The sequence below is a fragment of the Streptomyces sp. ADI96-02 genome (assembly GCF_003846185.1).
Lineage (GTDB): Bacteria > Actinomycetota > Actinomycetes > Streptomycetales > Streptomycetaceae > Streptomyces.
Window position 1 is genome coordinate 3,038,158 of sequence record NZ_ML123034.1, and the last position, 16,946, is coordinate 3,055,103.

17 protein-coding genes are annotated in these 16,946 nt (G+C 73.7%); 4 read left to right on the top strand and 13 right to left on the bottom strand.

The window, feature by feature from the left end; genetic code table 11:
• Positions 1-33 precede the first annotated feature (33 nt).
• Both EES43_RS13170 and EES43_RS13175 read right to left on the bottom strand, forming a co-directional pair.
• The gene (locus tag EES43_RS13170; RefSeq protein WP_124268904.1) at positions 34-576 is read right to left on the bottom strand and encodes a DUF2617 family protein; all 543 of its coding nucleotides are present in this window, start codon (positions 574-576) and stop codon (positions 34-36) included.
• Positions 577-914: 338 nt separating this feature from the next.
• Entirely contained in the window at positions 915-1,199 is a 285-nt protein-coding gene (locus tag EES43_RS13175; RefSeq protein ID WP_124268905.1) for a hypothetical protein, read from the bottom strand.
• A 140-nt stretch (positions 1,200-1,339) separates the two neighbouring features.
• Between EES43_RS13175 and EES43_RS13180 the strand changes: the two genes are divergently transcribed.
• Positions 1,340-2,509 (top strand): pyridoxal phosphate-dependent aminotransferase, encoded by a 1,170-nt coding sequence (locus EES43_RS13180; protein WP_124268906.1) that lies wholly within the window; start codon positions 1,340-1,342, stop codon positions 2,507-2,509.
• A gap of 70 nt (positions 2,510-2,579) precedes the next feature.
• On the opposite strand, the gene EES43_RS13185 is transcribed toward EES43_RS13180, so the two are convergent.
• Complete coding sequence (locus EES43_RS13185; protein WP_124268907.1) at positions 2,580-3,125, bottom strand: YbjN domain-containing protein; 546 nt, start codon at positions 3,123-3,125, stop codon at positions 2,580-2,582.
• 158 nt (positions 3,126-3,283) lie between these two features.
• Positions 3,284-5,869: an ATP-dependent chaperone ClpB gene (gene clpB, locus EES43_RS13190; RefSeq protein ID WP_124268908.1), complete on the bottom strand. Its 2,586-nt coding sequence runs from the start codon at positions 5,867-5,869 to the stop codon at positions 3,284-3,286.
• 219 nt (positions 5,870-6,088) lie between these two features.
• Between clpB and EES43_RS13195 the strand changes: the two genes are divergently transcribed.
• Positions 6,089-6,490 carry a pyridoxamine 5'-phosphate oxidase family protein gene (locus tag EES43_RS13195; RefSeq protein ID WP_124268909.1) on the top strand — a complete coding sequence of 134 codons (402 nt, stop codon included), beginning with the start codon at positions 6,089-6,091 and terminating at the stop codon, positions 6,488-6,490.
• Positions 6,491-6,730: 240 nt separating this feature from the next.
• On the opposite strand, the gene EES43_RS13200 is transcribed toward EES43_RS13195, so the two are convergent.
• Positions 6,731-7,051 carry a Rieske (2Fe-2S) protein gene (locus EES43_RS13200; RefSeq protein WP_124268910.1) on the bottom strand — a complete coding sequence of 107 codons (321 nt, stop codon included), beginning with the start codon at positions 7,049-7,051 and terminating at the stop codon, positions 6,731-6,733.
• Positions 7,048-7,407 carry a hypothetical protein gene (locus tag EES43_RS13205; protein WP_241192409.1) on the bottom strand — a complete coding sequence of 120 codons (360 nt, stop codon included), beginning with the start codon at positions 7,405-7,407 and terminating at the stop codon, positions 7,048-7,050. The genes EES43_RS13200 and EES43_RS13205 overlap by 4 nt, the downstream gene beginning before the upstream one ends.
• Before the next feature lie 148 nt (positions 7,408-7,555).
• On the opposite strand from EES43_RS13205, the gene EES43_RS13210 reads away from it, so the two are divergent.
• Positions 7,556-8,401: a helix-turn-helix transcriptional regulator gene (locus EES43_RS13210; RefSeq protein ID WP_124271962.1), complete on the top strand. Its 846-nt coding sequence runs from the start codon at positions 7,556-7,558 to the stop codon at positions 8,399-8,401.
• Positions 8,402-8,577: 176 nt separating this feature from the next.
• Positions 8,578-9,567, top strand: a complete 990-nt coding sequence (locus EES43_RS13215) for a helix-turn-helix transcriptional regulator (RefSeq protein ID WP_124268911.1) — start codon at positions 8,578-8,580, stop codon at positions 9,565-9,567.
• A 63-nt stretch (positions 9,568-9,630) separates the two neighbouring features.
• Here EES43_RS13215 and EES43_RS13220 read toward each other — a convergent pair whose 3' ends face one another.
• The 7 genes from EES43_RS13220 to EES43_RS13250 all read right to left on the bottom strand — a co-directional run.
• Positions 9,631-10,377: an ABC transporter permease gene (locus EES43_RS13220; RefSeq protein WP_124268912.1), complete on the bottom strand. Its 747-nt coding sequence runs from the start codon at positions 10,375-10,377 to the stop codon at positions 9,631-9,633.
• On the bottom strand, positions 10,370-11,137 hold the full coding sequence (locus EES43_RS13225; protein WP_241192410.1) for an ABC transporter ATP-binding protein: 768 nt from the start codon (positions 11,135-11,137) through the stop codon (positions 10,370-10,372). Before EES43_RS13225 ends, EES43_RS13220 begins: the two co-directional genes overlap by 8 nt.
• Before the next feature lie 48 nt (positions 11,138-11,185).
• Entirely contained in the window at positions 11,186-12,214 is a 1,029-nt protein-coding gene (gene lxmJ / locus EES43_RS13230; RefSeq protein ID WP_124268914.1) for a F420-dependent peptide dehydroalanine reductase LxmJ, read from the bottom strand.
• A complete protein-coding gene (locus tag EES43_RS13235) occupies positions 12,211-13,716 on the bottom strand; it encodes a M16 family metallopeptidase (protein ID WP_124268915.1) in 1,506 nt (501 codons plus the stop codon). Before EES43_RS13235 ends, lxmJ begins: the two co-directional genes overlap by 4 nt.
• Positions 13,713-15,029 (bottom strand): M16 family metallopeptidase, encoded by a 1,317-nt coding sequence (locus tag EES43_RS13240; RefSeq protein WP_124268916.1) that lies wholly within the window; start codon positions 15,027-15,029, stop codon positions 13,713-13,715. The genes EES43_RS13235 and EES43_RS13240 overlap by 4 nt, the downstream gene beginning before the upstream one ends.
• Entirely contained in the window at positions 15,026-15,886 is an 861-nt protein-coding gene (locus EES43_RS13245; RefSeq protein WP_124268917.1) for a class I SAM-dependent methyltransferase, read from the bottom strand. Before EES43_RS13245 ends, EES43_RS13240 begins: the two co-directional genes overlap by 4 nt.
• 5 nt (positions 15,887-15,891) lie before the next feature.
• Positions 15,892-16,946 (bottom strand): T3SS effector HopA1 family protein (locus EES43_RS13250; protein ID WP_124271963.1); only part of this gene is annotated, 1,055 nt, incomplete at its 5' end.

Here is a 16,946-nt window from a genome sequence, read left to right on the forward strand (position 1 = left end):
AAGTGGCGCGCCCCCCGCAGACCACCGCGCCGCTCAGGACCCACCGGCCGCCCCCTGGAGCGCGGCTGCGGGAATCCGCGCCCCCACCCGCGTACGGGTCACCACCAACTGCCCTTCCTGCGGGTACGCGTGCCAGGTGCGCCACCGCGTCTGGCCCTCGGTCCGCTGGGCGAGCATGGCGGTGAAGGCGTGGGGGCTGCCGGGGAACGTGCCGGCCAGTCCGTGCGGATGGTCGCTCACGAGCGCCAGCAACTCCTGTGCCCGGCCCGCGAACTGGCCTTCCGACAGCGTCTCGACGCGGGCGGCGAACTCGTACTCCCAGCCCCCGACCCGCTTCGAGACGCCGAGGGGGAGAGGGGTGCTGCTGCCCGGCAGGCAGGCGACGGTCTCGGAACAGACTCCGTCGCCCTCCCGCAGGAGCACCTGGTGCGAGGCCCCGAGAAGCCTCAACTGGACGTCGGCGCCGCCGAGGTGGAGATCGAGGACGGCGAGGGCGGGCAGCGGTTCCCTGCCCAGCGTCCAGGCCAGGTCGGCGGCGCGGGTATCGGAATAGGCCGTCTGGAGGGTGGTGAGCATGGGTCGGCTCCGCAAACACACATGGACACATGGACAGCGGACGCCCCCGCGCGATGCACGTGGAGGGAGGGGATCGCCCGATCTGGTCCAACTGGGGTCCGAGGGCTGAATGTTCTCTGCAACGAGGGAATCACGAAGTACGCCGTACTCACAGCGTTTTTGCCCAACTTGACGCGGTTTCCATCCCCTCGGGGGCTGCACGGTTCATCTGTTCAACTGTTTTCGTCCGCACGGCTCGGACGTTCCGTGCGCGCGGCCCAACGGAAAAGCGTCCGGAGGGAGTTCACCCTCCGGACGCTCGCACGCACCGCCGCCGCCCGGGGCGGCCGGCCGTCGGATCAGCAGCCGCCCCCGCCGCCGCAGGACGAACCCCCGCCGCACGAGGATCCGCCGCCGCAGGAGTGGCCGCCGGAGTGGCCCCCTCCGCCGCAGGAGTGGCTGCCGGAGGAGTGGCCGCCGGAGTCGCTGCCGGCCCACCAGCCGCCGCTCGCGTCCGCCCCTCCGCTCCTGCCCCGCCTCCGGGCGGAGTGGACGGTGGCGTCCTTCCGGCCCGCCCGCACCCGCGTCGTGATCAGTGCCGCCGCCAGTACTCCGCCGATCGCCACCGCGATGAACACGTTCATGACGTACACCCGCCCTTCGATCCCCCGAAGCGAGGTCCCCCGCCGCTTCCCGGCTTGCCGTGTGGCTACGAGATTCCCATGGCCCGCACGGACCAAAGCGGACTTGAGCAAGTCCAGAGCTTCGGCACAGGATGGCGTCCATGACACAGGGACGACCGCTGCTCAACCACCGCCTCGCCGCGTTCGGCACGACGATCTTCGCCGAGATGTCCGCGCTGGCCGTGCGGACCGGATCGATCAACCTCGGCCAGGGCTTCCCCGACACCGACGGGCCCGAGGAGATCCGGGAGGCGGCGGTACGGGCGCTGCGCGCCGGCCACGGCAACCAGTACCCGCCCGGCCCCGGCGTGCCGGAACTGCGCACCGCCGTCGCCGCCCACCAGGAGCGCTTCTACGGGCTGTCCTGGTCCCCGGAGACCGAGGTCCTGGTGACCACCGGAGCCACCGAGGCGATCGCCGCCTCCCTGCTGGCCCTGCTCGAACCGGGCGACGAGGTGATCGCGTTCGAGCCGTACTACGACTCGTACGCCGCCTGCATCGCCATGGCGGGCGCGGTCCGCGTACCGCTGACGCTCCGCGCCCCCGCCTTCCGTCCGGACCTCGCCGAACTGCGTGCCCTGATCACCCCGCGCACCCGGCTCCTCCTGCTCAACACCCCGCACAACCCGACCGGCGCGGTCCTCACCCCGCAGGAGCTGAGCGGCATCGCCGCGCTGGCGGTGGAGCACGATCTGCTGGTCGTCACCGACGAGGTCTACGAGCACCTGGTCTTCGAGGGCGCGCACCACCCGATCGCCGCCCTGCCCGGGATGCGGGAGCGGACCGTCTCCATCTCGTCGGCCGGCAAGACCTTCTCGTACACCGGCTGGAAGATCGGCTGGGTGACCGGGGACGCTCCGCTGGTGGCCGCCGTGCGCTCGGCGAAGCAGTACCTGACGTTCGTCAGCGGCGGACCGTTCCAGTACGCGATCGCCGAGGCGCTCCGGTTGCCCGACGCCTTCTTCACCGGATTCCGGGAGGGCATGCGGCGCAAGCGGGACCTGCTCGCCGAGGGACTGCGGAGCGCGGGCTTCCAGGTCCACGACCCGCAGGGCTCCTACTTCATCACCACCGACATCACGCCGTTCGGCGACGAGGACGCGTACACCTTCTGCCGGGCGCTCCCGGAGCGGTGCGGGGTGGCCGCCGTGCCGGTCTCGGTCTTCTACGACGACCCGGAGGCGGGCCGGAGCCAGGTGCGCTTCACGTTCTGCAAGCGCGAGGAGGTGCTGGAGGAGGCGGTGGAACGGCTGGGCCGGCTGGCGCCCTGACGCGAACGGCCCGGGAGCCGGTCGTGGTGACCGGCTCCCGGGCCGTGGCGTACGGGTTCGCGCGGGCCTGCTAGGCGCCCGCGGGCTCCTCGCCCTCCGGCTCGCCACCGGCCGGCTGGAGGCCGAGGCGCTCGACGAGCCACTTGTCGAACTCGATCGACGCGCGGACCCAGCTGACCGTCGAGGAGACGAAGTGCTCCAGGCTGACGCCGGTGCCGATGAGCATCTGCGCCTCACCGATCAGCCGGACCGAGCCCGCCTCGCCCTCCTCGCCCTCGTGGGCGTGGGTGTAGACCTTGGGCCACAGCGTGCGGCGGTTCCAGTCGTCGATCGCGTCCAGCAGGACGGGGCGCTGGTCGAGCGCGTGCGGGCGGTCGTAGAACGTGCGGACGGAGAAGACCTGCTGCTCCTCCTCGCCCCGGAACATGAAGTACGTCCGGAACTCTTCCCACGGCGCCGCGAGGTCGCCCTCGTCGTCGACGACGTACTTCAGCTCCATCTGGTCGAGGAGCTGCTTGACGAGGTCCTGGTCAGGGACGACGGGGCCCTCCGGTCCTGCCGCCTGCGGTTCGGGCTGGCCCCCGAAATTAGGAATCGAGGACGGATCGATGCTCACCGTTATTTCCCTTCGTGCGGTTGCGGCCATCCTCCCCCATGGCGGGCGGGGCATGGCAAGCCCCGGCGGCCCCTATCCGCCACAAGCTGACACGCGGCCTGTGGCGGCGGGGTCCGCCGGGGTCGGGATCACGGTCCGCGACGGGCCGTGTCGCGGTGTTACGAGGCGCGGCCGACGATGAGCCCGTCGTCCACCCGGTCCACCCGTACGGTGTCGCCGTCGGTGATCCCGCCGGCCAGGATCTCCTTGGCGAGCCGGTCGCCGATGGCCGTCTGGATGAGCCGGCGCAGCGGCCGTGCCCCGTAGGCCGGGTCGTTGCCCTCCTCGGCGAGCCAGGCCAGCGCCTCGGGCGTGACGTCGAGGGTGAGCCTGCGGTCCGCGAGCCGCTTCGCGAGCCGGTCGATCTGGAGCTTCGCGATGTGCGCCAGCTCGTCGCCGGACAGCGCGGAGAAGACCACCAGGTCGTCGAGCCGGTTGAGGAATTCCGGCTTGAAGGAGGCCCGTACGGTCTCCAGCACCCGTTCCTTCTTCACCTCGGGCTTGATCAGCGGGTCCACCAGGAACTGGCTGCCGAGGTTGGAGGTGAGGATCAGGATGGTGTTGCGGAAGTCGACCGTGCGGCCCTGGCCGTCGGTGAGGCGGCCGTCGTCGAGGACCTGGAGCAGGACGTCGAAGACCTCGGGGTGGGCCTTCTCCACCTCGTCCAGCAGCACCACGCTGTACGGGCGGCGGCGGACGGCCTCGGTGAGCTGGCCGCCCTCCTCGTAGCCGACGTAGCCGGGCGGCGCGCCGACGAGCCGCGCGACGCTGTGCTTCTCGCCGTACTCGCTCATGTCGATGCGGATCATGGCCCGCTCGTCGTCGAAGAGGAAGTCCGCGAGCGCCTTCGCCAGCTCCGTCTTGCCGACGCCGGTGGGGCCGAGGAAGAGGAAGGAGCCGGTGGGCCGGTCGGGGTCCGCGATCCCGGCGCGGGTGCGGCGCACCGCGTCGGAGACGGCCTGCACGGCCTCGGTCTGCCCGATGAGCCGCCTGCCCAGCTCGGACTCCATCCGCAGCAGCTTCTGCGTCTCGCCCTCCAGCAGCCGGCCGGCCGGGATGCCGGTCCAGGAGCCGACGACGTCGGCGATGTCGTCCGGGCCGACCTCCTCCTTGACCATGGTGTCCTTGGCGGCCTCCTGCTCCGCCTCGGACGCCTCCGCCAACTCCCGTTCCAGGTTCGGGATCTCCCCGTACAGCAGCTTGGACGCGGTGTCGAAGTCGCCGTCGCGCTGGGCGCGTTCGGCCTGCCCGCGCAGCTCGTCGAGGCGTTCCTTCAGCTCGCCGACCCGGTTGAGGCCCTGCTTCTCCTTCTCCCAGCGGGCGTTGAGGCCGCGCAGCTCCTCCTCCTTGTCGGCGAGGTCGCGGCGCAGCTTCTCCAGGCGCTGCTTGGAGGCGGGGTCGGACTCGTTCTTGAGCGCCAGCTCCTCCATCCGCAACCGGTCGACGGAGCGCTGGAGTTCGTCGATCTCGACCGGCGAGGAGTCGATCTCCATGCGCAGCCGGGACGCGGCCTCGTCGACCAGGTCGATGGCCTTGTCCGGCAGGAAGCGGGAGGTGATGTAACGGTCGGAGAGGGTGGCCGCCGCGACCAGCGAGGAGTCCGCGATCTGCACCTTGTGGTGGGCCTCGTAGCGGCCCTTGAGCCCGCGCAGGATCGCGATCGTGTCCTCGACGGACGGTTCGGCGACGAGCACCTGCTGGAAGCGGCGTTCCAGGGCGGGGTCCTTCTCGATGCGCTCGCGGTACTCGTCGAGCGTCGTGGCCCCGACCATCCGCAGCTCGCCGCGCGCCAGCATCGGCTTGAGCATGTTCCCGGCGTCCATGGCGGAGTCGCCGCCCGCGCCCGCGCCCACGACGGTGTGCAGCTCGTCGATGAACGTGATGATCTGGCCGTCGCTCTCCTTGATCTCGGAGAGGACGGTCTTCAGCCGTTCCTCGAACTCGCCGCGGTACTTGGCGCCCGCGACCATCGCGCCGAGGTCCAGCGAGACCAGCCGCTTGTTCTTCAGGCTCTCCGGCACGTCGCCCTTGACGATGCGCTGGGCGAGCCCCTCGACGACGGCGGTCTTGCCGACGCCCGGCTCGCCGATGAGCACAGGGTTGTTCTTGGTCCGGCGCGACAGGACCTGCACGACGCGGCGGATCTCCTGATCCCGGCCGATGACCGGGTCCAGCTTGCCTTCGCGCGCGGCGGCCGTGAAGTCGGTGCCGAACTTCTCCAGGGCCTTGTACTGGCCCTCCGGGTCGGGTGTGGTCACCCGGCGCCCTCCCCTGCTCGTCTCGAATGCCGCCAGCAGCTTCCTGGCGGTCGCCCCCTGTCCCTCCAGGATCTCACCGGCCCGGCCGCCCTTGGCCGCGACGCCGATGAGCAGGTGCTCGGTGGAGAGGTACTCGTCCCCCAGCTCCTTGGCCCGCTGCGCGGCGTCCTGGATGACCGCGAGCAGCTCCCGGTTGGGCTGGGGCGGGGCGACGGTGGACCCGGTGACGCTGGGCAGGGAGCCCAGAAGCCGCTCGGTCTCGGCGCGCACCACGGCCTGATCGGCCTCGGCAGCCGCCAGCAGGTCGGTGATGTTCTCGTTCTCCTCGCCCTCCAGCAGGGCGAGGAGCAGGTGCCCCGGGGTGAGGTCCGGGTGTCCGTCCTGCACGGCCCTGCTGGTGGCCGCGTTGATCGCGTCCCTGCTCTTGTTGGTCAGCTCGGCGTCCACGTGTGCCTACTCCTCCTCGCAGCCGGTGTTTCATCCTTGACGGAAACAACGTGCACAAAGTTGAGTCTATTCCACTCAAGGCGGTTCGCTCGCACCGGCCGGCGTCCTGTTCGGCGCGTGGGTCCGGCCGCAGCTCCGAGTGAACCGGTCCCCCGGCCCGCCCGCCACCGCTCGGCGTGCGCCCGCCGGGGATCGCGGGACAGCCCTTACCCTTCAGCCATGGCAGACGTACGCGATCCCGGCCCCGCATACCTCGCCTTCTGGCGCGAGCGCCACCTGTGCACCCTGACCACGCTCCGCCCGGACGGCACGCCGCACGTGGTGCCGGTGGGGGTGACGTACGACCCGGAGACCCGGATCGCGCGGGTGATCAGCGGCGGGGGCACGCGCAAGGTCGCCAACGTCCTGGCGGCCGGCGAGGGCGGGGCGCGGGTCGCCGTGTGCCAGATGGACCGGGCGCGCTGGGCGACGCTGGAGGGGCGCGCGGTGATCCGCCGGGAGGCGGAGGCGGTCGCCGACGCGGTCGCCCGGTACACCGAGCGCTACGAGCGCGTCCCGCGCCGCAACCCGGCCCGGGTGGTCATCGAGATCGCCGTCGACCGGGCGCTCGGCAGGGCCTGAGGCGGACCGGCCGGGCGGGCGGGCGACAGGGGCGGCCGAGCGGGGGCGCCCGAGCGGCCGGGCGACAGGGGCGGCGCGGCGGGCCGGGACCGGCTTCGCGGCGGGACGTGCCGTAGCGGACCGCGGCCGGACGCACCGGCTTCGCGGCGGGACAGCACAACGACGCCACCGTGTTCAGGTCACGGTGGCGCCGCTGTGTGGGGGAAGCGCCGGAGCGATAGGTGACGACGGGGGAATCGCTCAGGCACTGCGGGGGGTGGCGGAGAGTGGTTCTGATTCGAGCAGCTCGTGGTCCCGCTGATCGAGGTTGACGAAGATCATGCCGTACCTGACGGCGCAGCGGACCGGCTGCGGCGCGCCACGGGGGCGACGGAGGCAGCGATAGGCGCGGACGTCCTCGTCCTCTTCCATCACCACGACGATCGGCTCCCCGAACAGGGTGACCATCAACGAGTCGCCACGACGGGGGAGGGCCGTGAGCAGATCGATGAAATGCCACCCTGAGCGATAGGCGGACGCCATCTCGCGCCGGAAGGTGCGGTCGTCCGGCGGCGTGGTCATGCGACCGTGGCGGCCGAAGTTACGCCCCAGGTGATATCACCGGGCAGGCCCTCCGACGAGACCGACCCGGACGCCGGGGCGTTCCAGGTGATGTCTCCCGAGGCCGGGGCACTCCAGGTAATGTCTCCGGGCGTCGAGGCGCTCCAGGTGATGTCCTCGGTCCCCTGGCCGACCAGGGCTCCGAAGGCCAGAGCCCCCACGAACGCAGTGGCAAGCACCGAGCGAAGCATTCGCTTATACATTTCGGCTTCGTCCTCACTTGATGGATTCATCTCCCCCGCACCAAGACGATGTCTCACCTGGACACGCGAACACCACCGGGTCGATGCATCATGTTCCTGCAGGTTCAGGAACATGGGGGGTGGAGATATGGCCACAAGCAAGTCAAAAGCGGCACATCCTCACGGCATCACCGAACTGTGTGATGCGGGTCAGCGTCTCTACGCCAGCGCGCTGCGATCCGGCCGGATCCCGCGTGCCGATGTGGAGCCCGCTCCGTGCCTGATGGACTTCGCGCTGCTCCACCCGGACCCCGACGACGCGAACTGGCTGCGGCCCGTTCCGCCTTCGGCGGCCCTCGCGCAGCGGCTGCACCCCATAGAGCGGGAGATCCAGGAGCGAAGACGACACTCGCTTGAGCTGGCCGAATCCTTCGAGCCGTTCATGGACATCAGCGCCCAGGACCCGCCCACCACCCATGCCATCACCGTGCTGGAGGGCAGCACGCGCATCAACGCCGCCATCGACGTGGCCACGGCCGAATGCCGCACCGAAGTGCTCACCGTGCAGCCCGGCGGCGGCCGGAGCGAGGACATCCTCAGCAAGGGCCTGGAGCGGGGCAAGTCCGTGGTGGACCGCGGGGTGAGCATCCGCACTCTGTACCAGCACACGGTCCGCCACCACCAGGGGACGTTCGCGTACGCCGAGCGCCTGGCCGAGGGTGTCGAGATCCGCACTCTTGAAGAACTGGTCGAGCGCATGCTCATCTTCGACCGCGCCGTGGCCTTCATCCCCGCCCAGGACGACCGGACCGTCGCCCTGGAGCTGCGGCACCCCGGACTCGTCTCCTACCTCACCCGGGTCTTCGAGCAGCTCTGGCAACGCGCCACCCCCCTCCTCGAAGAAATCCGGTACGACCCCACGCCGGCGGGCATCAGCGGCGTCCAGCGGTCCATCGCCCAGCTCCTGGTCGAAGGCCACGTGGACGACTCGATAGCCCGCCGGCTCGGCATGAACGTCCGGACCTGCCGCGCCCACATCGCCAAGCTGAACGCCACGCTCGGCAGCAACAGCAGGGCCCAGCTCGGCTACCTGATCGCGCGGTCGGGAATCCTCGAATCGGATTCCTGACCGCGCGGCCGGCCCTTCGCGGGCCTTCGGCACGAGCGCGCGACGGGAGAGGACACCGCCACGCCCGAGTGACGCCGGGAGAGTTCCCGGCTCCCCCCGACAGGCCAAGACTCTCCCCACAACTAGGCTGGCAACACCGTCCACTTGTTGCACTGCAGGAACAGGGGGGCTCCCAAATGGGCACAGACGACGGCAGACCGGTCCACCACCCGCACGACGGCGTCCCGTTGTGCGCACCGGCTCTCCACCTGTACGAGGAAGCCCTCCGCAAAGGGCGCGTCCGGCGGGACCGGCTCGACGCCACGCCCTGCGTCGCCGAACTCTCGCTGCTCCACCCGGACCTCTGGGACGACGCCTGGATGCGGCCCGTGCCGCCGTCCGCCGCGCTGGCCCGCCTGCTCCAGCCCGTCTCCCGTGAGATCGACGAACGCCTGCGCCTGGCCGCGTCGCTGAGCCGGTCGCTGATCCCGCTGGCCTCCGTCGCCCACGACGACCCCAACCAGGCCATCACCGTACTGACCGGCGTCACCGCGATCCAGGCGGCCATCAAGGAGGCGACCGCCACCGCGACCGACGAGGTCCTGACGGCGCAGCCCGGCAGCAACCGGCCCCCCGAAGCGCTGCGGGCGGCCCTGGCCAACGCCAGGACCGCCATCGGGCGCGGAGCCCGGATGCGGCACATCTACCAGCACCCGGCCCGCTACAGCAGCTCCGTGCGGGACTACCTCTCCCAGGTGCCCGCCACGCACCTCCAGGTGCGCACGACCGAGCTGACCGTCGAACGGCTCATCATCGTCGACCGGTCGGCGGCCTTCATCCCCGCCTCCCCCGACCGGGGCAGCGCCCTGCAGATCCGCAACCCGGCGCTGGTCGCCTACCTCACGCAGGTCTACGAAGTGCTCTGGGCGCAGGCCGTGCCGCTGGACGAGCACCACCGCACCGGTGTGCCGGACGCCCGGGTGACCGCCGTCCAGCACAGCATCGCCCGGCTCCTCGCCGAGGGCCACGTCGACGACGTCGTCGCCCGCAAGATGGGCATCAGCGTCCGCACCTGCCGCGCCCACATCGCCAAACTGATGCGGACCCTCGGCGCCACCAGCCGCACCCACCTCGGCGCGCTGCTCGTCCGGTCCGGCATCGCCGGGCCGGACCACGGGGACGCCTGACGCCGGGACGCCTGACGCCGGAGCCCTGCCCGCAGGGCGGGGCGGCCAGCCGAGGCGCGGGACTCAGATGTCCCGCCGGCCGAAGAGGCGTACGCCCGCCAGGGCCACGGCCGCCGCCCACGCCACGAGCAGCAGCAGGCCGTACGGCGCGGCCACGGCGTGCGGGAAGCCCGTGCTGTCGCCGAGCACGGCGAACTGCGCGCCCTCCGGCAGGAACCGGCCCACCTCGGGGAGCTGCCCGAGGACCAGGATCTGGCCGAGCGTGCCCCAGACCACCAGGCCCAGGACCGCTCCGAGCCGGTTGCGGACGACGAAGCCGATCGCCGCGCCCCACGGCGCGGCCAGCGCGCAGACGGCCAGGACGGCGGCGGCGGTCGCCCAGGTGGACCCGCCGAGGGCGAGCGCGGCGTCCTCGGCCGCCAGCGCCGCGTATCCGACGGCGAGGGAGCAGACCACCGCGGCGAGGCCGAAGACCAGGCCGGCCAGCGTCGCGGTCAGCAGCTTGGCGGCGACGACGGCCGAGCGCCCCGGCGCGTACAGGACCGTGCGGCCGATCGAACCGGAGCTGAACTCGCCGGTCACGTGCAGCGCGCCGAACAGGGTCGCGAACAGCGCGGCGGAGCCCCCGAGCCGGACGATCCGCTCGGTGAGCGCGGCACCGGCGGCCGACGGATCGGACTCGGCGTAGACCACGCCGAGCTGGCCCAGCGCGCAGAAGGCCAGGGCCACCAGGAGCAGCACCGGCAGCGCGGCGCCCGTGCGCGCCTTGAGGAGTTCGGCGGAGAACTGGTTGCGCAGGACCTCAGGCACGGGTGACCTCCGAACGCGGCGCGGCGTCGTCCGCGCCCTCGACGAGTGCGAAGTAGGCGTCCTCCAGGCGGCCTCCACCGCGCCGCACCAACTCCTGGAGCGAACCGGTGAAGAGCACCGAGCGGCGCAGGACGACCACGTCGTCGACGCTCTGCTCGACCTCGGAGAGCATGTGGCTGGCGATCAGAACGGTCCGGCCCTCGGCGGCCGAACGCTCCACCAGCCGGCGCATCCAGCGGATTCCGTCCGGATCGAGGCCGTTCAACGGCTCGTCCAGGATGAGCAGTTCGGGATCGGGCAGCAGGGCGACGGCGAGCGCGAGACGCTGCCGCATGCCGGTGGAGCACGCCTTCACGCGCTTGCGCTCCGCACCCTCCAGACCGACCTGCGCGATCACGTCGGCGATGCGCGAACCGGGCAGCCCCAGCGAGCGCGCCGAGATCTCCAGCTGACGCCGGACCGTCACCCTCGGCGGGAACCCGATCGCGTCCATCACCACGCCGACCCGCTGCGCCCGCTCCGGCGCGGACAGCGGCTCCCCGCCCAGCACGTCCGCGCTGCCGGAGTCGGGTCGGGCCAGCCCGAGCAGGATGCGCAGCAGGGTGCTCTTGCCCGCGCCGTTGGGGCCGAGCAGTCCGGTGACCTTGCCCGGCCGCAGGGCGAAGCTCACGTCGTCGAGCGCCCGGTGGTCGCCGAAGCTCTTGGTGACCCGGGAGAAGACGACGCTGCCCCCTCCCCGGGGCGGGTGATCCGGTCGCATGTGCATCCGTCCTGTTCTTCCGTTCGGTCGTGGAACGCCGCGTGCGCCTCAGCCAACCAGGTGTCCGGCGCTCTCCGGCGGGCTCGCGGACGCAGCATGCTGCGGGGCGTCCGGCAGGAAGCTGCGGCAGGCGTCGAGGATGTCCTCGACGTCCGCGACGGCCGCGTGCACGCCTTCGCCGAGGAGGACGCCGGTGGGGTTGAGCACCACCTCGTCGACCCCGGCGCGCCGGTACGCGTCGAGCCCGGCGGCGATCTCGGCGGGGCTTCCCGCGACCACGACACGGTGGCGCAGCAGGGCGTCGGCGGTGCCCGCCGGGTCGTGTTCGTCGAGGTCGAGCCCGGCCGCGCGGAGCATCGCCGCGTAGTGCGGGGCCCGCAGATGGCCGGCGGTCGCGGCGAGGGCCAGGCGGCGCACGTCGCGGCCGGGCCGGTCGACGACCACGTGGACGGCGGTCGCGACGCGGGGCGGACGGGCCCGGCCGGCCGCGCCCTCGGCCAGCGCGGGGCGCAGCGTGTCCGCCATGTAGGAGGGCGGCGTCATCCAGGTCACGGCGACATCCGCGACCTCACCGACGGTGCGCGCCATGCCGGGCCGGAGCACACCGGCGGCCACCTCGACCCGCGGCGTGTGCCCGAGCGCGGGCAGCCCGGCGTGCAGATGGTGGTACGGGCCGCTGTGCGCGACGGGCTCTCCGTCCAACAGGGCGCGCACGGACCGCAGGTAGTCGCGGACGGCGGTGCGCGGACTCGCGTACGGGCGTCCCGTCAGGCCCGCGACGAAGTCCGGGTCGCCGATGCCGAACCCGGCGACGACGGGCTCACCGGTGAGCAGCGCCAGCGAACGGGCCTGGAGCGCCGCCTCGTACGGGTGGCGCAGCGCGAGCAGGGTCACGCTCGTCCCGACGGGCACGGTGTGGCCCGCGCCCGCCAGGTACGCCAGCACCTGGTGGGTCTCGGCCCGGAAGGACTGGCACATCCACAGCCGCCGCGCTCCGGTACGCCGGACGAGGGCGGCGAAGGGGGCGACGAGTTCGGGGTGGTCGGGCTGGAGCGGATAGAGGACGGCGGGGTTCACCGGAGGGCGCCCTTCTGGTGGCGGAGGTCGTCGGACGGGTGACGCCGGAGAGCGGCGGGGGCAGGGCCGGGGCCGGGTACGGAAACGGGTTCGGGCCTACGGGAAGGGGCGGGCGCGGCGGGGCGTCCGGCGGAAGGGGCGGGCGCGGCGGGGCGCGGCTCGTAGGTCGCGGTGACCATCCGGTCCGGGTCCAGGTGGGACGCCGCCGCCTCGGCCACCTCCGCGGCGGTGACGTCCGCCAGGCGTGCCCGGTACTCCTCCAGCCAGTCGGCCTCCAGGCCCACCGCCGTGAACCCGGCGAGCGCGCTCGCCTCCTCGGCCCGGGTGGCCAGCGCGAACCGCGTGAAACCCGTCGCATAGGCGCGGGCCCGCTCCACCTCCCGCGGCGACGGACCCTCCGCCGCGAGTTCGCGCAGGCAGCCGCTGATCTCGTCGGCCAGGCGGTCGGCCCGGCCCGGCGCACCCGCGCACGCGATCTCCAGCCAGCTGCCCGCGCCCGTCTCGCGGAGCCCGGCCGAGACCGCGTACGCGAGCCCGTGCCGGTCGCGTACGCGCTGGGCGAGGCGCGCCGACGCGTAGCCGCCGAGCGCCAACTGGGCCAGGTGGAACGGCGCGTGACGGGCGTCGGCGGTCGGGACGGCGGGGCCGACGGACAGGACGAGCGCCTGACCGCCGCCGTCGCCGTCGTGGCCGGCCTCGTCCTCGGGCCCCGCGCCCCTCCCGGAGCCGTCCGTCAGCCGGACGCGGCCGGGACGGGGCTCCGGGTGCGCGAAGGACGGGAGCGTCAGCCCGGACGGGCCGCCGGTCCACGCGGACAGCCGTTCGCCGACCGCGCGCAGCACCGCGTCCGGTTCCTCGTCCGCCAGGACGACGAGCGAGGAGCCGCCGGGCACGACGGCGCGGGCGTGCAGGGCGTGGAGGTCCTCGGCGCGCAGCGAGACGACGTCCAGCAGCGGCGCGGTACCGCCCGCCTCCGCCGTCAGCGGGTGCGGGCCGAAGCCGTGGGCCAGCGCGGCGCGGCGCAGCCGGACCCGGGGCGCGGGAAGGCGCGGCGCGGCGGCGGCGCGGCGCCGGGCGAGGGCGAGTTCGCCCTCGTCGTAGCGCGGACGCTCCAGGAGGTCGGCCAGCAGGCCGAGGACCCCGGGAAGGCCGGGCGCGAGGACGCTGACGGAGAGGATCAGCGACTCGGCGGTGACGACCGTGCTGAACTCGGCCCCGAGGTCGGCGGCCCGGTCGGCGATGTCCTGGCGGGAGACGTTCCGGCCGGAGCGGTCGCGCGCACCCGTGCCCAGGCAGGCGGCGAGGAGTTCCTGGGCCGCGGCGAGCGCCGGTTCGGTGCGCGCGTACGGGATGACCAGGCGCAGTTCGGCGAGGGGCGCGCCGGGCGCGTGCGCCGCGCGGACGCGCAGTCCGCCGGGCAGGACGGCGTCGGCGGTCATGCCGGACGTGCGGGCCGTGCGGGCCGTGCGGGACACGCGGGCCGTGCGGGATGTACGGGTCATGCGGCCTCGCCTCTCCGGGACACGGGTGCGGTCGCGAGTTCGGTCACGGTCGTCGGCCCGTCGAGCAGCGCGCGGGCCGCGTCCGCCACGTCCTCCGGAGTGACGCGGCCCAGCTCGGCGGGGAGCGCGTCGGGGCCGGGGCTGCCCGGGAGGACGAGCAGGGCACGGCCGAGGGCGACGGCACGGGTGGTCAGCGAGTCGGACTGCCGGTGGCAGGCGACCAGCAGGGAGTTCACCGCGCGCCGGTGCTCGGCGGCGGGCAGCGGACGGTCGGCGAGCCCCCGCAGCACGGAGCGCCAGACGTCCACGGCGGCGTCGACGCCGGTGCCCGGAGCCCGGCCCAGCACCGCGAGGGTCAGGTCGGGGGCGGCCGAGGCGAGCCACTGGCCGTGGTAGCCGCAGGTGACGGTGGCGGAGGTCAGACGCCGCCCGTCGCGCGCCGAACGGGCGAGGGCCGGCAGCCGGGACCGGCCGAGCACCTGGGCCAGGACCGCCTGGGCCAGGTAGGCGCGGCGCTCGGCGACCGGGTCGGGGAGCCGGTGCCCGACGGCGACCCCGGGCCGGGCGGCGGGCAGCGGCGCGGTACGGATCACCGGGTGCGGACCGGAGGCCCCGGAGGGCGGAGGAGCGGCGGCGGGCCGGGCGAACGGGACCGGCGGGGCCGGGCAGTCGCGCGCCGACGCGGGCACGGGCCCCGCCGGCGGGGCGAGGAGTCCGTGCGCCGCCTCCACGACCCGCTCCGGGTCGATGTCCCCCACGACGGTCAGGACGATCCGCCCCGCCGTGTAGTGCCGCCGGAAGAAGGCCGTGGCCTCGTCCGCCGTGACGGCCGCCAGTTCGGCCGCCGTGCCGAAGCTGTCCCGGCTGCCCGGGTACAGACCCGCCAGAGCCGCTTCCCAGATCCGTCCGCCGGCCGCCGCGCCGCGGATCTCCTCGCCGATGACGTCGCTCTCGGTGCGGATCACCTCGTCCACCGGCGCGAAGTCCCGCAGCCGCCGCGCCTCCCACGCCAGCACGTCGGGCAGCAGTCCGGCGGGGACGGTGGTGTGGAAGACGGTGTGGTCGCGGTGCGTCTCCGCGTTGCACACGCCGCCCGCGCCCTCCACCAGCTCGGCGTGGCCCCGCGCGCCCGCTGCCCCCGTCCCGGACCGGGGGAACATCAGGTGCTCGACGAGGTGCGCCGTACCGTGGCGGCCCGGCGGATCGTCGTCGCCGCCCGCCGCCACGGTCAGGGCGACGGCGGCGAGCCCCCGCCCGTAGCGCGGCACCGCCTCGGCGCACACCCGTACCCCGCCGGTGGCCGGGGCGCTCATGCCAGCGGCCGGAACACGGATACGCACATCTTCCGGCTGTCGCCGCCGTCGAAGGGCTGCTCGCGCCAGCCCGCGTACCGGGCGACGAGTTCCAGACCGGCGATCGCGCCGAGCAGGTCCAGCTCCCCCGGCCACACGTAACGCATCACCGTCGTGGCGGTCCTGGGCGCGTCCCCGTCGAGCAGGAGCGTGCTCTGAAGCATCATGTTCTGCGACGCGGGAAGCACGGAGGCGGACTCGATCAGCGCGCCGCGGGTGCCCACGGGATGGGTGGTGACCTCGTTCCGCTTCTGCACGTGGTAGTCGCTCGGGTCGAACGTCTCGATCACCACGTGCCCGTCGGCCGCCACGTGCCGCGCCATCGCGTGCGCCATCGCGATCTGCTCGTCGACCGCCATCGCGCAGCACAGCACGTTGAACGGGGCCAGCACGACGTCGAAGGAACGGCCCAGGTCGAGGCCGGAGAAGTCGCCGTGGACCGGGGTGATCCGGCCCTCGGGGTCCTTCGCGGCCAGGCGGTCGAGCATCCCCCGCGAGGACTCGACGCCGTGGACCTGGAAGCCGCGCTCGGCGAGCGGCAGCGCCACCCGGCCGGTGCCCACGCCCAGTTCGAGGACGCTCGCCCCGGGCGAGGCGATCGTGAGCAGGTATGTCGCGATGTCGTCGAGGTCGGGTGTGCTCGGGTAGACGTCGTCGTACACCTCGGCGAGTACGTCGCTGTACGCGGCGGCGACGGCCGCGCCGAACCCACCCGCCGGAGCGGGGGCGTCGCCGTCCCCCGGCGCCTCTTCGACGCCTTCGGGCGCGGTGGATCCGGGCAGGCCGGGCGTCTCGGCGGTGGTCGCGGTGTCCGTCATCGGGCTCACACTCCAGCGGTGTCGGTGGTCTGGGAAGGGCGGGGAAGGGCACCGGCCTCGGTCCGGGCGGCCCCGTCCGGGTCGGCATCGACGCCGGTTCCGGCCGGTGCGTTGTTCTCCGGCCGGTACGGGTCGATGCCCGCCGCGCGGAAGGCCCGTACGACGTGGTCGGCCCGGCTGCCGGCGGCGGCCAGTGCGTGGTCGACGAGCGCGGCGGCGAGCGCGAAGCTGCGGTGCTGCCCGAAGCTCATGCCGTCGCGGCCGGGGCGCGGGTCCCGCGGATCCCAGGCGGCGGCGACGCCGGGCGCGAGCCGGGCGGTGAAGAGCGAGGTGTCCGCGCCGAGACCCGGCAGGCCCGCCACGGCGGCGGCCACCGCCCGCTCGCCCGGCACCGGGTCGCCGTGGAGGTAGACCACGACACTGTCGCGGCGCGGGTAGTCGTCCTCGTCGGACAGGACCTTCGCGTGGTACCGCGCTCCGGCGTCCTCCAGGGCGGCGAGCGCGGCGGCCCACAGCCCGACGGCGGCCTCCGCGTCGCGGGCGTGCAGAAAGAGGCGGCGGACCGGACCGGCCGGGGTCGGCAGGGCGCGGGAGCCCATCACGTAGAAGAAGCCGGGCGAGAGCGCGGGCCGGGCCGCCTCCAGCGCCACCTGGACCAGTTCCCCGGGCACGGGCGTGCCGGGTGGCAGCAGCCGGTCGGCCGCCAGCCGCGCGGTGATCTCGGGGAGCCGTACGACCAGTTCACCGGTGTCCGTGATCTCCAGCAGCCGCCCGACGACCGGAGTCGTGGCGTGCGGCACGGCGTCCGCGAGCCGGCGCTCCAGCGCGGAATCGCGCAGCGTACGGCGCGGCGGGGAACCGGCCTCCCGGCGGTGCGCGCCGTTTCCGGCGTGGAACTCCTCGTACAGCGCGTTCGTGAGCCGGCCCCGCAGATCGCGCGGGCTGTCGGCGCTCAGCGTCCGGTCGGCGACCCGCGCCTCCAGCCCGTCGGGCCGTACGGAGACCAGGTCGAGGGCGGCGGCGAGGCGCGGTGCGAGGAGGGGGGCGGGGTTCGGGGCGG

Excerpts from the sequence above, each read along its gene's own strand:
- EES43_RS13170 (WP_124268904.1), bottom strand. The coding sequence starts at position 576 with ATGCTCACCACCCTCCAGACGGCCTATTCCGATACCCGCGCCGCCGAC.
- EES43_RS13175 (WP_124268905.1), bottom strand. The coding sequence starts at position 1,199 with ATGAACGTGTTCATCGCGGTGGCGATCGGCGGAGTACTGGCGGCGGCA.
- EES43_RS13180 (WP_124268906.1), top strand. The coding sequence starts at position 1,340 with ATGACACAGGGACGACCGCTGCTCAACCACCGCCTCGCCGCGTTCGGC.
- EES43_RS13195 (WP_124268909.1), top strand. The coding sequence starts at position 6,089 with ATGGCAGACGTACGCGATCCCGGCCCCGCATACCTCGCCTTCTGGCGC.
- EES43_RS13200 (WP_124268910.1), bottom strand. The coding sequence starts at position 7,051 with ATGACCACGCCGCCGGACGACCGCACCTTCCGGCGCGAGATGGCGTCC.
- EES43_RS13205 (WP_241192409.1), bottom strand. The coding sequence starts at position 7,407 with ATGTTCCTGAACCTGCAGGAACATGATGCATCGACCCGGTGGTGTTCG.
- EES43_RS13210 (WP_124271962.1), top strand. The coding sequence starts at position 7,556 with ATGGACTTCGCGCTGCTCCACCCGGACCCCGACGACGCGAACTGGCTG.
- EES43_RS13215 (WP_124268911.1), top strand. The coding sequence starts at position 8,578 with ATGGGCACAGACGACGGCAGACCGGTCCACCACCCGCACGACGGCGTC.
- EES43_RS13225 (WP_241192410.1), bottom strand. The coding sequence starts at position 11,137 with ATGCGACCGGATCACCCGCCCCGGGGAGGGGGCAGCGTCGTCTTCTCC.
- EES43_RS13235 (WP_124268915.1), bottom strand. The coding sequence starts at position 13,716 with ATGACCCGTACATCCCGCACGGCCCGCGTGTCCCGCACGGCCCGCACG.
- EES43_RS13240 (WP_124268916.1), bottom strand. The coding sequence starts at position 15,029 with ATGAGCGCCCCGGCCACCGGCGGGGTACGGGTGTGCGCCGAGGCGGTG.
- EES43_RS13245 (WP_124268917.1), bottom strand. The coding sequence starts at position 15,886 with ATGACGGACACCGCGACCACCGCCGAGACGCCCGGCCTGCCCGGATCC.